The sequence below is a fragment of the Microbacterium lacus genome (assembly GCF_002812805.1).
Taxonomy (GTDB): domain Bacteria; phylum Actinomycetota; class Actinomycetes; order Actinomycetales; family Microbacteriaceae; genus Microbacterium; species Microbacterium lacus_A.
The window spans coordinates 15,042-28,941 of record NZ_NMUM01000037.1 but is presented as its reverse complement, the minus strand read 5'-3'; the positions used below and the strand labels follow the sequence as shown (position 1 = coordinate 28,941).

Below are 13,900 nucleotides of genomic sequence, written 5' to 3'. Positions count from 1 at the left end.
GTTTCGTCGCGTGGCCCCCGGCGCGGCGTCGATAGGCTGACCGACGTGACGGATGACGGTGAGTTCCTGTCTGCGGACGACGCCCGCATCTTGGCGCTCGAATCGTCGGTACTCACGGGGCACACGCTCAAGCTGATGATCCTCGCGCCCGGCGAGCCGCTCGATCTCGAGGCGCTGCGTGCGTCGGTCGCCCAGCGGCTGGGTGCGGAGCCGCGCGCAACTCAGCGTGTGGAGCTCGGGGCAGGCGCGCCGCGCTGGGTCGCGGCCGAAGGCTTCGACATCGCCCACCATGTGCGCCGTCGCGCGGGCGGGGAATGCGCGACCCCCGAAGACCTGCGCCGCGAGGTGAGCGAACTCATGTCGGAGCACCTCGACCGCGCGCGGCCGCTGTGGACGCTCGACCTAATCGGTCCGCTCGCGGACGGGAGCGAGGCGATCGCCGCACGGATGCATCACGCGATGGTGGATGGCATCGCCGGGATGCGATTTCTCGAGGCGATCCTGCTCGATGTGCACGATGCGTCACGGCACGATGCGTCACCGCGCGATGCAGCACCCGCCCCTGTGTACCCATCGACGTCGGGTACGAACGAGTGGATCCGGCTGCCCGAAGTCATCGCGCGTGAGCTGGGCCAGCCGGGCTCCAAGTCACCCTTCGACCGCCCGATCACGGCGGCGCGGGATGTCGCCTTCGCCGTTGCGCCCCTCGACGGGTTGAAGGTGATCGGAGCATCCCGACCGCAACATGCCACGATCAACGACGTCCTGCTCGCCGCGGTCGCGGGAGGACTGGATGCCTGGCTCGGTGCCCATGCCGCCCATCTCGATCTGAGGGCACAGGTGCCGGTGAGTCTGCACCATCGGGACGAGGATGCGTCGGCGGCGGGCAATCATGACTCGTTCATCAACGTCGATCTTGAGCTCGGGACATCCGATCCGCTGCTGCGGCTCGATCGCATCAGCGCTCGCACGCGTGCCGAGAAGCAGGCGGGTGATGCGTCGCTGCTCTACGACCTGTTCCATGCCCTCGGTGCGATCCCAGGCATGGATGCCGTGGCGCACCGCGTCGCCGACAGTCCTCGCGAGTTCAGTCTCGCCATCTCCAACGTGCCGGGGCCACGGATTCCGGTCGCGGTGGCCGGGCGTCGAGTAGACCGACTCTTCTCGTCGTCCGAACCCGGCTCACACCACGCCCTCCGTATTGCGGCGATCTCGCACGCCAACGAGATCGGCATCGGGTTCTGCACCGACCCCACGGCGGTGCCGCGCGTCGAAGCGCTCGCCGAAGCCGTCGGTCGTGCCTACGGTGAACTGCACCGGGCGGCTCTGGGCTCGGACAGATAGCGGCACCCGGCGGGCGCTCCGTGCTCGCGCTTTCGCGTTCGCAATTCAGTCAGTCCGTGAAGCGGACGACGTGTGAGCCGCGGAATTCGGGGCTGCCCGGTGCGGGCTTCGCGCGGATGGACGGAATTGTGAACGGCACAGGCCGAGCAGCCCGGGATAGCCTGGAACGAAGTGAAAGGGATCACCATGCAGCAGCGAATTCTGGGCCGTACCGGCCGCGAGGTTTCGATCGTCGGGCTCGGAACGTGGCAGCTCGGCGCCGACTGGGGTGACGTCAGCGAGGACGACGCGCTCGGTGTTCTCGCCGCAGCCGCTGATCAGGGTGTGACCCTCTTCGACACCGCTGATGTCTACGGCGACGGACGCTCCGAGTCGCTGATCGGCCAGTTCCTGCGCGGGCGTGATGACGTCTTCGTCGCGACCAAGATGGGGCGTCGCCAGCCCCAGGAGCTCGAGAACTACTCGCCCGAGAACTTCCGCGCGTGGACCGAACGCTCGCGCCGGAACTTGGGCGTGGAGACGCTCGACCTGGTTCAGTTGCACTGCCCTCCGAGCGCGGTCATCGACGCGGATGCGACGTACGACGCCCTCGACGATCTGGTTTCGGATGGCTCGATCGCGGCCTACGGCGTCTCGGTCGAGACCGTCGACCAGGCTCTGTCGGCCATCTCTCGTCCCGGGGTGGCGAGCATTCAGATCATCTTCAACCCGCTGCGACTGAAGCCCCTCGACGAGGTGTTGCCCGCAGCCGCGGCTGCCGGCGTGGGCATCCTCGCCCGCGTGCCGCTCGCATCCGGTCTGCTCTCGGGCAAGTACACGACCGACACGACGTTCGCGCAGAACGACCACCGCTCGTACAACCGCAACGGTGAGGCGTTCGATCGGGGCGAGACGTTCTCGGGGGTCGACTTCGAGGTCGGCATCCAGGCGGCGAACGAGCTCGCGGCAGCGCTGCCCGAGGGTGTTTCGCTTCCGCAGGCGTCCCTGGCGTGGATCATGTCGCGGGCGGGAGTGACCTCGGTCATTCCCGGCGCACGCAACACGCGTCAGGCCGTGTCGAACGCCGAGGCGGCCGCGCTGCTCGAGCCGGGTGCGGACTTCGACGTCGAGGCCTTCGATGTCGTGGTGCGGGATGTCTACGACCGTCTGTTGCGGGCCGACATCCACCCGCTCTGGTAGGTCTGTGCGTCACAGGTCGACGAGTTCGACACGGGTGCGCGCGATGCCCCCTTCGTCCAATCCCTCGGCATCGCGCACCGCGCGTTTGAGGGGGAGGACATATGAGCCGGTCCCGCTCGACGGGAAGATCGACGTCGTCCAGGTGCTGCCGCCGATGCTCACCCGTACCCGGACGGAACCGAAGCCGCGGGCGAGCGCGGGATCCTGCATCTCGCGAATCATCTCGCTCACGTCGCCGGGCAGATCGACGAAGAACCAGGACGCATCAGTCCGTGCCTGCCACCGGTAGACGGTTCCCTCGAAATCGACGATCACGAGCCCACCGTAGCGCCCCGCGGCGGGGCGACCGTTTTGCCCCTCGCCTCGGGCCTGTAATAAGGTGAGGCTGTCCTAACCACCCGAAGTTGGAGCACCTGCACATGCCTACCCGAAGACTCCTTGTCACCGTCTCCGCCCTCGCCGCTGTCGGCCTCATCGCGTCCGGCTGCGCGGCCTCTGAACCTGAAGCGACGGAATCGACCGAGACCATGGTTGAGTCCGATGGCTCGCTCGTGCTCTACTCGGGTCGCGGCGAAGACCTCATCGCACCGCTCATCGAGCAGTTCACCGCTGACACCGGCATCGAGGTCGAGGTGCGCTACGGCTCGACGGGCGAGATGAGCGCACTGCTGCTCGAAGAGGGCGACCAGTCACCCGCCCAGGTGTTCCTCTCGCAGGACGCCGGAGCGCTCGGGGCGATCACCGAGGCGGGCCTGTCGTCCACGCTTCCCGACCAGATCGCCGACGTGGTTCCCGCAGGATTCACCAGCACCGACGACAGCTGGGTCGGCGTCACCGGCCGCGCTCGCGTCATCGCATACGACGGAGAGCAGCTGGGCGAGGCGGATGTGCCGGACTCGACGGACGACCTCACCGCCCCGGAGTGGAGCGGCCGGGTCGCGTTCGCCCCGGGCAACGCGAGCTTCCAGTCGTTCGTCACCGGGCTCCGCGTGCTCGAAGGCGAAGAGGCCGCCGATGAGTGGGTCGCGGGCATCGCCGCAAACAGCCCTGTTCTGACCGAGAGCAACGGCGACTCGCTCGAGCTCGTCAACTCGGGCACGGCCCAACTCGGCCTGATCAACCACTACTACTGGTTCGAGGCGGCGTCCGAGGTCGGTGCCGAGAACATGCGCGCGCAGCTGAAGTTCCTGCCCGGAGACCCGGGCGGGATCGTCAACGTGACCGGTGCCGCGATCCTTGCGGGCGCCGAGGGTGACCCCGACGCCCTCGCGTTCGTCGAGTACCTCATCTCGGACGCCGGACAGAAGTACTTCGTCGAAGAGACATACGAGTACCCCCTCGTCCCGGGCATTGATGCACCCGAGGGACTGCCGTCGCTCGAGAGCCTCGTCAACCCGGAGCTCGACCTGAGCGACCTCGACTCACTCACCGAGACGCAGGAACTGCTGGCGGTGCACGGCCTGATCTGATGCCCGTCTCCTCTCGCACGAGGGCCCCGCTGCCGCTGATCGCGGTGGCGGGGTTCTCGGCGTTGCTGGCGGCGATCCCGCTCATCTATCTGGGAGTGCGGATCGCGGATGCCGGGATAGACGGTGTACTCGCGGTGTTCGCGCGCCCCCGGCTCGGCCTGCTGCTCGCGAACACGTTGCTGCTCGCGGCATCCGTCACTGTCGCATCGACCCTCTTGGGCATCGCGGGCGCCCTCGTCCTCAGCCGGGTGCGCCTGCCCTTCTCGCGCACCCTCGCTGTGCTGGCGGTGCTGCCTTTGGCTGTGCCGTCGTACCTCGCGGCGTTCGGGTGGCTGGCTGCCATCCCCGGGGCGAGCGGCTTCTGGCCGTCGTGGCTCGTGCTCACCGTCGTGACAACGCCGTATGTTCTCTTGCCCGTCGCGGCGGCGTTGCGCGGGACTTCAGCGACGCTCTCGGAGGTCGCGCGGACGCTGGGCTACGGTCCTGTTCGCACGTTCCTCGCGGTCGGATGGCCCGGTATCCGCAGTTCGGCAGTGGCCGGCGCGCTGTTGGTGTGCCTGTACGTGCTGGCCGATTTCGGCGGCGTCGCGCTGTTCCGATTCCCGGTGTTGACGACCGCCATCCACCAGGCGTACGGAGCCTCGTTCGACCGCAACTATGCCGCCGTCCTCGCCGCCGTGCTCGTCACAATCGCCTTGGTCATCTTCCTCATCGATCGTCGTGCGCGTCCCTCGCGAGAGATTCCGGTCTCGCGCTCGGCGGCGAGGGCGCGGGTGAATTGGGGGGGCCTCGCCCCGCTGGCGATGGCGATCGTTGCCGCCCCGGCCGTGCTCGCCGTCGGTGTTCCTCTCGCGAGTCTCATCGCCCGCCTGGTCAACGCGCAGACCGTACGCGAACTCGACCTTGCCGGACTTGTGCAGGCGTCGGCGACCACGATCGCGTTGTCGGCCGTTGGTGCCGTGATCGCCGTGCTTCTGGCGTTGCCGATCGCCACGATCGCGGCTCGCTTCGCGGGTCGGACCTCGCGCATCCTCGAAGCGGCGGGGTCGCTTCCCCTCGCGATCCCGGGCATCGTGGTGGGACTCGGCCTGGTGTTCTTCTCCCTGCTCGCCGTTCCCGCGCTTTACCAGAGCGCGGCGATGCTGGCATTCGCCTACGGCGTGCTCTTTCTTCCCAAGGCGATCGGCACGATCCGGTCCTCTATCGAGCGCGTGCCGCGCGAGTTGGAAGAGGTCGCGAGCTCGCTCGGATATGCCGCGTTCCGCCAGTGGTGGCACGTCACGGCGCGCCTCGCGCGGCCCGGTATCGTCGTTGCGACGCTGTTCATCACCGTGACCGCGATGAAGGAGCTTCCGGCGACACTCATGCTGCGGCCAACGGGCACGAACACGCTCGCGATGGAACTCTGGAGCAAGACGGATGTCGCGGCGTACGGTGCCGCGGTTCCGTACGCGCTCGCTCTCGTGCTGCTGGCGGCTGTGCCCGCGGTGATGCTCTCTCCTCGGAGCGAGCGGCTCTCGACGGGAAGGGAACGATGAGCAGGTTGACGGTCGCTGACCTCGCGGTCGATCTTGGGGGACAGCGCGTTCTTCGGGACGTCTCGATCACCGTCGACGAGGGTGCCCTGGCAGTGATCGTTGGTCCGAGTGGATGCGGCAAGTCCACGCTTCTGCGTGCCGTCGCGGGACTCGCCCGTCCGGTCGCCGGTCTCATTCACCTCGATGGTGCGACACTCAGCGATGCCTCCACATTCGTCGCGCCGGAGCGACGCCGCGTCGGATGGGTACCGCAGTCTGCCTCTCTCTTTCCCCATCTGACGGTCGTGCAGAACATCGCCTTCGGCCTGGGGCCCACCGGCCGCTCGGCGCGCGCCGCCGTCCCGGCCGAACTGCTCGAACTCACCGGGCTGAGCGAGCTCGCGGGGCGCTACCCCGATGAGCTCTCCGGAGGGCAGGCGCAGCGGGTATCTCTCGCGCGGGCGCTCGCCGCGCAACCGGATCTGCTGCTGCTCGACGAACCCTTCGCGGCGCTCGATCCGCAGCTTCGTGCGGAGCTGCGGGACGAGTTGGCGGCGATGCTCCGGCGCCTCGGGGTGACCGCCGTTCTCGTCACGCACGACCAGGGTGAAGCGCTGCTCATGGCCGACTCGGTCATCGTCATGCGCGACGGTACGGTCGCGCAGCAAGGTTCGGCCGTCGAGGTCTATCGGGCCCCGGCATCCGCCTGGGTCGCCGCGTTCTTGGGCGAGGCGAACTTTCTCGCGGGCGTGGCGGAGCGGGGGCGCGCGACGACGATCCTCGGCGAGGTGACGGTGCCCGCTGATGCCTCCGGTGCGGTTTCGCTGATGCTCCGGCCCGAACAGCTCCGACTTGGCGCGGACGGAGTTCCGGCGCGCGTCTCGCGTATCCGCTACGGCGGACACGATGCGATCGTCGAGGCGCGCACGGCGGAAGGTCAGACGTTACTGGTGCGTGTCCCGGCTGGGGACATCCCCGCACGGGACGGCGACGTGATGATTCGCATCGAGGGCCCGGGCGTGGTGTTCCCCGACGAGTCCTAGGGAACCAGCATCCGCCCCGATCGGAATGCTGGAAGATTGACCAGACAGCATGAGCCTCGAACCCATGCGCTTTCCGCCCGAGAGGAACCTCACCATGCAGCACGCCGAAGCTCGCGAAGCCGCCGAGGGTCGCCCCTGGGTCGCGTCCTATGCGGAGGGTGTGCCGGCCGACATCGCACCCGTCACCGAGACCCTCGTCGACATGCTCGACGCCTCGGTGAAGAAACACGGCAAGCAGACGGCGCTCGAGTTCTTCGGCGCGACGACGACCTACGCCGAGCTCGGCGAACAGATCGGGCGTGCTGCCGGTGCTCTGCGCAAGCTGGGGGTCGAGCCCGGCGACCGGGTCGCGCTCGCCCTGCCCAACTGCCCGCAGCACGTGGTCGCGTTCTACGCGGTCATGCGGCTCGGCGCGATCGTCGTCGAGCACAATCCGCTCTACACCCCGCGCGAAATCCGGCACCAGTTCGAGGTGACGGCGCCGGTCGTCGCGATCGTGTGGGACAAGATCGCGGATGTCGTGGCAGCCCTTCCCGAGGATGCGCGGCCGGGTGCCGTGGTCTCGGTGAGCCTGCCGGAGGCCATGCCGCTCAGTAAGCGTCTGGCGCTCCGGCTGCCCATTCCGAAGGCCCGGAAGGCCCGCGATGCGATCACGGCCAAGCCCACGGCGAAGGGCGTCATCGCGTGGTCGCGCCTGGCCGACGCGCGTCGCATCTCGGCGCGGGTGCCGCGACCGTCGCTCGATGACACGGCCCTGTTGCTGCTCACCAGCGGCACGACGGGGACGCCCAAGGCCGCGATCCTGTCGCATCGCAATCTGCGGGCCAATGCCGCCCAGGGCCGGGCGTGGCTTCCCGGACTGCATGACGGTGAAGAGGTCGTCTACGCGGTTCTGCCGCTCTTCCACGCCTACGGCCTGACGCTGTGCCTGACCTTCGCGATGTCGATCGGGGCGAAGCTCGTGCTCTTCCCGAAGTACGACCTCGACCTCGTCATCGCCGCGACCCGCACCTCGCCGCCGACGTTCCTACCCGCCGTCCCGCCGATCTACGACGCCCTGGCGCGCGCGAGCAATCAGAAGCGGATCGATCTGAGCGGCGTGCGCTTCGCGATCTCGGGGGCCATGAGCCTTCCGGTCGCGACCGTCACGCGCTGGGAAGAGGCGACCGGCGGGCTGCTGGTCGAGGGTTACGGGATGACCGAGACATCCCCTGTCGCGCTCGGCAATCCCGCGGGCCATACCCGCCGCCCTGGCACGGTCGGCGTGCCGTTCCCGAGTACCGAAGTCCGGGTCGTTGATCCGGACGATCCGACGCAGGATCGCCCCGTCGGAGAATCGGGCGAGCTGCTGATCCGCGGGCCGCAGGTGTTCGGCGGCTACTGGGGCGCCCCGGACGACACGGCGGTGGCGCTTCTTCCCGGTGGCTGGCTGCGCACGGGCGACATCGTGACCATGTCGGAGGACGGGTTCGTCACGATCATCGATCGCCTCAAGGAACTGATCATCACGGGTGGCTTCAACGTCAGCCCGACCGAGGTCGAACAGACGTTGACGCAGCATCCGGACGTCGAGAGCGCAGCCGTCGTCGGCCTCCGTCGCCCGTCGGGCGGCGAGGATGTCGCGGCAGCTGTCGTCATGAAGGCGGGCGCCGCGTTCGACGCGACCGCGCTGCGCGACTTCTGCCGGCAGCACCTGACGGCGTACAAGATCCCCAAGAAGGTCGTGCAGGTCGACGAGCTGCCCCGCTCGCAGGTCGGCAAGGTTCTGCGCCGAACGGTGCGAGACCAGTTGGTTGCTCTCACGGAGTGATGACGGTCGTGCTCGTGCGGCACGACATCAACATCGTGCGGCACGACATCGATACCGCCGCTCAGCTCGGTCGATTCGGATCGCTTCGGTTCTGCACGCCCCCCGAAGCGACCCGGATCGAACGAGTGCTGTTGCGTGTTCCCATTCGATCGCATTGCCTCATGCGTTCATAGGGTCGAAGGTCCCGTGAGTCGTGCCTCCCGCCCCACACACCGCGGCCCCGCCTCCTCGCGGGACCTTCGGCCACTGTCCTCACGGGACCTTCGGCCCCGATGGGGGCGTTTCCGCGGACGTAGCGTCGAAGTTACGCAGCGGCCAGCCAAGTGGGCACCGGCGGGAAGGAATGCCATGGACAGCATCGTGGTGGGCTACGACGGATCGCAACCATCGTCGGTCGCACTGGACTGGGCCGCAGCCCGGGCTGCCGAGCGTTCGAGCAGCGTGGACATCGTGTCGGTGAACGCGTCCGACCTGTTCGACGAGACGATCATCACCGATGTGCTTCAGGACGCCGAACGCAGGTTCCGGGATGTCGCGAAAGATGCTCACGTGCAGTCGCGGCGCGTCAGCGGACGGATGCCGGGTGCGCTGCTGCGCGCCGCCGAGACGGCTGACCTTCTGGTGATCGGCGCGCACCGGCGTCGGCCGCTGCGTGCCGCTCTCACAGGATGGCGACCGCTCCGCACGATCGCGCGCTCTCGTGTGCCCGTTGTGGTCGTGCCCGATGACTGGGCGGCCACGGATGGCCGCGTTCTGGTCGGAGTCGACGACGACGACAGCTCGTCGGCCGCCATCCACTTCGCCGCGCGGGAAGCGCGGGCCGCCGGTGTCGGGCTGACACTCGTGCACGCCTGGCAGATGCCCGTTCCGACGATGGACGGCGCCGTGGCGGTGCTCGCGTCCCCGATCGAGCAGAAGGCGGCTCATCGACGCATCCTCGATGCCGCGGGCGACGCCGTGCTGGCTGAGTACCCGGATGTCGCGGTCGAGCGGATGCTCGTGCACGACAACCCGCCGGCGGCACTGCTGACAGAGGCCCGGCGCTCCGCCCTCCTGGTTATCGGCACGCATCATCGCGGACCGCTCGAAGGTGCTCTTCTCGGTTCGACCGGCCAGGACACCGTTGCGCAGTCGCGCATCCCGGTATGCGTCGTTCCCCGCCCCGAGAAGGCTTAAGGGTGAGCGGCCTCACCCGCACGGGCGTCGACCCAGTCCCGTGTCGTGGGTAGGCTCGCGGAGACGGGAGACGTCATGACCGACAGCACGGTGGAACCGAAAGAAGTCCCCGCGGCGACTCCGGTCGACGCCCACTCCGACGAGCGCCTGTCGGATCTGCTGATCGCCAGCACGTCCGTCGTCGAGCGTCTCGACCTCGAGGTGGTGCTGCGGAGGATCGTCGAGGCCGGGATGACACTCGTCGGCGCCCGGTACGGTGCCCTGGGCGTCATCAGCCCCGACGGCGGTCTCGAGCGGTTCATCCACGTCGGGATCGACGAGGAATCGGCCAAACACATCGGGCACCTTCCTGTCGGCCTCGGAGTTCTCGGTGCGGTGATCACCGACCGCGAGCCGATCCGCGCCGCGCACCTCGGATCCGACCCGCGGTCGGTCGGATTCCCCGCGCACCACCCGGTCATGGACTCCTTCCTAGGTGTCCCGGTGCGAGTCGGCAGTCACATCTACGGAAACCTCTATCTCACCAATGCCGAGCGCGGGTCGTTCACCGCCGCCGACCAAGAACTCGTCGTCGCCCTGGCCGCTACGGCCGGCATCGCGATCGAGAACGCGCGCATGTACGACTCGGCCCGTACCCGCGAGATCTGGAACGCGACGATCGCCGATGTGATGTCGGCGATGCTGGATGTCGACGGTGCGAACGTGCTCGACGTCATCGCCGCCCGCGTCGCCGCGCTGATCGATGCGGATCTTGTCGCCGTCGCACTGCCCCTGGGTGCGCATCAGCTCATCCTGTCGACGGTCTACGGCATCTCTGCGGCGGAGCTGCAGGGCCACGCATACCCGGTGGGGGGCACCCTGACGGGGCGCGCCCTGCGCACACGCGAGGCCCTCAGCGTCCAGAATGAGCCCGCGGACACGATTTTCGACGGGCAGCCGGCACTCGGTCCCACGGTGGCGATTCCGTTGTACGCCGCGGACGAAGCGCTCGGCGTTCTGATGGTGTCGCGGCGACCGGACGGGCGCGCGTTCACCGCAGCAGATCTCGAGATGGCGTTCGCCTTCGCCACACAGGCGAGCATCGCGCTCGAGGTCGTGCGAGCGCGCGAGGATCGCAAGCGCGCCGAGACCACGCGAGATCGGGCCCGCATCGCTCGCGACCTGCACGACCACGTGATCCAGCGTCTGTTCGGCACCGGGCTGGCGCTGCAGGCCGTCTCGGCAACGGTCGATCGCGTGGCTTCAGAGGCGATCGAGAGCCAGATCGACGTGATCGATGCCGCGATCAAAGACATTCGCACCGCCATCTTTGCGCTCGGCAGCGGTGAGAGACGGGGGACGAAGCGCCTCCGCGATCGGGTTCTGGATGTCGTGGCCGAGGTCAGTGACTCCTGGATGACGCCCGTGCGGGTCGCCTTCGAGGGCCCGCTCGACAACGTGATCGAGGACGGACTGGACGATGACCTCGTGGCGGTGTTGCGCGAACTGTTGACCAACGTGGCAAAGCATGCGGAAGCGGAACGGGTCGGCGTCGTCATCCAACTGGCCGACGACCGGGTGGAGCTGACCGTCAGCGATGACGGTGTCGGGATACCCCACGGGGTCACGCGAAGCGGTCTGGCCAACATCGCCGAGCGTGCGCGGCTCCGCGCGGGATCGTGCGATGTGGTCTCATCCGCGGAAGCCGGAACATCCGTCCGCTGGCGGGTGCCGATCGAACCCTCGACAGGACCCCTCCGATGACCCGCGTTTTTGTCGTCGACGACCACGAGATCGTGCGCCGCGGGGTTGCCCAGCTGATCGATGCGGAGCCCGACCTCGAGGTCGTCGGCGAGGCGGCCAGCGTGCACGAGGCGTCGCGGCGGATCGCGGCCACGCAACCCGACGTCGCGGTCCTGGATGTTCGGCTGCCCGACGGCAGCGGGATCGACCTGTGTCGCGACATCCGGTCGGCGCACCCGAGCGTGAACTGTCTGATCCTGACCGCCTACGACGACGACGAAGCGTTGCGGGCCGCGGTGCTGGCGGGCGCGAGCGGGTATGTCATCAAGAACGTGCGCGGTGGCTCGATCGTCGACGCGATCCGGCGGGCCGCCTCCGGCAACACGATCCAAGCCCCGGAAGTGATGATGCGGGCGGCGCGCACCTTGCACCCCGAGACGAATCCGAGGCGGGGATCGATCGATCCCGCTCTGTCGCTGCGCGAGAGTCAGATTCTCGGCCTCATCGCCGAGGGGATGACCAACCGTGAGATCGGCGATCGCTTGGGGATCGCGGAGAAGACCGTCAAGAACTACGTCAGCGGACTGCTCGCGAAACTCGGGATGGAGCGACGCACGCAGGCCGCTGTGTACGAGGCAGAACGCAAACACCAGGCTGATGAGGGCGGCGGACGGCCGTTGTGAAGTCTGCGCGTGGAACAGGCGAGGCCGAGTCCGTCGAACCCAGCGTCGGCTCGACGGGCGACGAGAGACGGTCACGGACCGTGCTGTCGCTCGCGCGTGGGTTCCCGTGGGTGGTTGCGACATTGGCCGTCGCGGCGGTCGCGGGCGTTCTGCAGCTCACGCCCTGGACGGCAGCGGCGACCGGCCTGATCGCGGCGTTCGTTCTGGTCATGGCCGCCCGGTCGGCGTGGTCCATGCTCGTGAAGATCCGGCACGGTGCATTCGGTGTCGACATCATCGCCGTGACCGCGATCGTTGCGGCGGTGCTGGTCGGCGAATTCTGGGCCGCTCTCGTCGTCGTGCTGATGCTGACGACCGGGGATGCACTCGAAGCGTACGCCGCGAACCGCGCGCAGCGAGATCTCACGGCGTTGCTGTCGCGGCGTCCACAGATCGCCCATCGCGTTCGTGCCGACGGAGAGATCGAGGATGTTCCCGTCGATGACATCGCGGCGGGCGAGCGGATCCTCGTGCGAACCGGCGAGGTCGTGCCCGTCGATGGGATCTTGGCCGAAGCCGCGGGATCGTTCGATGAGTCCTCGCTGACCGGCGAGAGTCTGCCCGTTGACAGGACCGTGGGCGAGACCGTGATGAGCGGGGCGGTCAATGGCTCCTCGGCCGTCGTCCTCGAGGTCGAGCGGGTGGCGATGGACAGCCAGTACCAGCAGATCATCGCACTCGTCGAGGGTGCCGCGAGCAGCAAGGCACCGATGGTGCGACTTGCCGACCGATTCGCCCTGCCGTTCGCACTCGTCGCGTATTCGATCGCCGGACTCGCCTGGGCGCTGTCCGGGGATCCGGTGCGCTTCGCCGAGGTGCTCGTCGTCGCGACCCCCTGCCCGCTCATCATCGCCGCCCCTGTCGCATTCATGGCGGGGATGAGTCGCGCGGCCCGCGAGGGCATCATCATCCGCACGAGCGCGACGCTCGAGAAGCTGTTTCGCACACGAAACGTCGCGTTCGACAAAACCGGAACCCTCACACGCGGGGAACCGACCCTCGTCGACACCCGTCCGGCGAGCGGCGAGGATTCCACGGATCTGCTGCGGCTGGCAGCGGCGGTGGAGGCGAACTCCACGCATACCCTCGCCGCGGCCACGCTCGCGGGGGCGCACGCAGCGGGAGTCCGCGCACCCGCATCCGAGGACGCCCGCGAGGTGACGGCCCACGGCGTCACGGCCACCGTCGAAGGCAACGTCGTCGCCGTCGGCAAGCGAACATTCATCGCCGATCACATCTCGGCGGAAGTCTCGCGCACGGATCTCGCCCCGGGAGAGATGGCGATCTACGTCGCGATCGGGGGTCACTACGGGGGAGCACTCGTGTTCCGTGACGAGGTTCGACCCGAGGCCGCGGCGATGTTGCGCGCACTGCGTGCGCTCGGCGTGCGCAACACGATGATGCTCACAGGCGATGACCGTCAGACCGCCGAACACGTGGCGGCGTCGCTCGGGATCAGCGAAGTGCACGCGAATTGCCTGCCGGCCGAGAAGGTCTCCGTCGTGGCAGCAGCGATTCCGCGGCCGGTCGTCATGGTCGGTGACGGGATCAACGACGCCCCGGTTCTTGCTGTGGCTGACGTCGGCATGGCGATGGGTGCCCGGGGTGCGACCGCGGCGAGTGAGGCCGCCGACGTGGTGATCCTGCGGGACGACGTCGGTCGCGTTGCCACGACGATCGCCATCGGTCGTGAAACCGTCGGCATCGCTCTGCAGAGCATCTGGATCGGCCTGTCGCTCAGCGTCATCCTGATGCTGCTCGCCGCCTTCGGTCTGATCCCCGCGATCGTGGGCGCCTGGTTGCAAGAGGGCATCGACGTGATCGTGATCCTGTGGGCTCTTCGCGCGACGCGGTGACCGCACGGCCCGATCGTGCGTTGCAGAATGGGTCCTGGGGTGCTCGAGCAGGAGTTCGACGA

11 protein-coding genes are annotated in these 13,900 nt (G+C 68.3%); 10 read left to right on the top strand and 1 reads right to left on the bottom strand.

Going from position 1 to position 13,900, the window contains the following annotated elements:
• Positions 1-45: 45 nt before the first annotated feature.
• Together CGU34_RS12855 and CGU34_RS12850 are read left to right on the top strand one after the other, a co-directional pair.
• Entirely contained in the window at positions 46-1,344 is a 1,299-nt protein-coding gene (locus CGU34_RS12855; protein WP_198517797.1) for a wax ester/triacylglycerol synthase domain-containing protein, read from the top strand.
• 186 nt (positions 1,345-1,530) lie between these two features.
• The gene (locus tag CGU34_RS12850) at positions 1,531-2,523 is read left to right on the top strand and encodes an aldo/keto reductase (protein ID WP_100814325.1); all 993 of its coding nucleotides are present in this window, start codon (positions 1,531-1,533) and stop codon (positions 2,521-2,523) included.
• Positions 2,524-2,532: 9 nt separating this feature from the next.
• Here the strand turns inward: CGU34_RS12850 and CGU34_RS12845 are convergent, their stop codons facing one another.
• Positions 2,533-2,838 (bottom strand): DUF1905 domain-containing protein, encoded by a 306-nt coding sequence (locus CGU34_RS12845; RefSeq protein ID WP_100814324.1) that lies wholly within the window; start codon positions 2,836-2,838, stop codon positions 2,533-2,535.
• A gap of 104 nt (positions 2,839-2,942) precedes the next feature.
• Here CGU34_RS12845 and CGU34_RS12840 point away from each other — a divergent pair, with 104 nt between their 5' ends.
• The 8 genes from CGU34_RS12840 to CGU34_RS12805 all read left to right on the top strand — a co-directional run bounded on the left by CGU34_RS12840 (position 2,943) and on the right by CGU34_RS12805 (position 13,838).
• Positions 2,943-3,992 (top strand): iron ABC transporter substrate-binding protein, encoded by a 1,050-nt coding sequence (locus CGU34_RS12840; RefSeq protein ID WP_100814323.1) that lies wholly within the window; start codon positions 2,943-2,945, stop codon positions 3,990-3,992.
• Positions 3,992-5,530, top strand: coding sequence for an ABC transporter permease (locus CGU34_RS12835; RefSeq protein ID WP_100814322.1), 1,539 nt, complete (start codon positions 3,992-3,994; stop codon positions 5,528-5,530). Before CGU34_RS12840 ends, CGU34_RS12835 begins: the two co-directional genes overlap by 1 nt.
• Positions 5,527-6,552, top strand: a complete 1,026-nt coding sequence (locus tag CGU34_RS12830; protein ID WP_100814321.1) for an ABC transporter ATP-binding protein — start codon at positions 5,527-5,529, stop codon at positions 6,550-6,552. The genes CGU34_RS12835 and CGU34_RS12830 overlap by 4 nt, the downstream gene beginning before the upstream one ends.
• Positions 6,553-6,646: 94 nt before the next feature.
• Positions 6,647-8,362: a long-chain-fatty-acid--CoA ligase gene (locus CGU34_RS12825; protein WP_100814356.1), complete on the top strand. Its 1,716-nt coding sequence runs from the start codon at positions 6,647-6,649 to the stop codon at positions 8,360-8,362.
• A gap of 348 nt (positions 8,363-8,710) precedes the next feature.
• The gene (locus CGU34_RS12820) at positions 8,711-9,538 is read left to right on the top strand and encodes a universal stress protein (RefSeq protein ID WP_100814320.1); all 828 of its coding nucleotides are present in this window, start codon (positions 8,711-8,713) and stop codon (positions 9,536-9,538) included.
• Between the two features lie 75 nt (positions 9,539-9,613).
• Positions 9,614-11,281 carry a GAF domain-containing sensor histidine kinase gene (locus tag CGU34_RS12815; protein WP_100814319.1) on the top strand — a complete coding sequence of 556 codons (1,668 nt, stop codon included), beginning with the start codon at positions 9,614-9,616 and terminating at the stop codon, positions 11,279-11,281.
• The gene (locus CGU34_RS12810) at positions 11,278-11,943 is read left to right on the top strand and encodes a response regulator (RefSeq protein WP_100814318.1); all 666 of its coding nucleotides are present in this window, start codon (positions 11,278-11,280) and stop codon (positions 11,941-11,943) included. The genes CGU34_RS12815 and CGU34_RS12810 overlap by 4 nt, the downstream gene beginning before the upstream one ends.
• Positions 11,940-13,838, top strand: a complete 1,899-nt coding sequence (locus CGU34_RS12805) for a heavy metal translocating P-type ATPase (protein ID WP_100814317.1) — start codon at positions 11,940-11,942, stop codon at positions 13,836-13,838. The genes CGU34_RS12810 and CGU34_RS12805 overlap by 4 nt, the downstream gene beginning before the upstream one ends.
• Positions 13,839-13,900 lie beyond the last annotated feature (62 nt).

Excerpts from the sequence above, each read along its gene's own strand:
- CGU34_RS12840 (WP_100814323.1), top strand. The coding sequence starts at position 2,943 with ATGCCTACCCGAAGACTCCTTGTCACCGTCTCCGCCCTCGCCGCTGTC.
- CGU34_RS12850 (WP_100814325.1), top strand. The coding sequence starts at position 1,531 with ATGCAGCAGCGAATTCTGGGCCGTACCGGCCGCGAGGTTTCGATCGTC.
- CGU34_RS12825 (WP_100814356.1), top strand. The coding sequence starts at position 6,647 with ATGCAGCACGCCGAAGCTCGCGAAGCCGCCGAGGGTCGCCCCTGGGTC.
- CGU34_RS12830 (WP_100814321.1), top strand. The coding sequence starts at position 5,527 with ATGAGCAGGTTGACGGTCGCTGACCTCGCGGTCGATCTTGGGGGACAG.
- CGU34_RS12835 (WP_100814322.1), top strand. The coding sequence starts at position 3,992 with ATGCCCGTCTCCTCTCGCACGAGGGCCCCGCTGCCGCTGATCGCGGTG.
- CGU34_RS12820 (WP_100814320.1), top strand. The coding sequence starts at position 8,711 with ATGGACAGCATCGTGGTGGGCTACGACGGATCGCAACCATCGTCGGTC.
- CGU34_RS12815 (WP_100814319.1), top strand. The coding sequence starts at position 9,614 with ATGACCGACAGCACGGTGGAACCGAAAGAAGTCCCCGCGGCGACTCCG.
- CGU34_RS12810 (WP_100814318.1), top strand. The coding sequence starts at position 11,278 with ATGACCCGCGTTTTTGTCGTCGACGACCACGAGATCGTGCGCCGCGGG.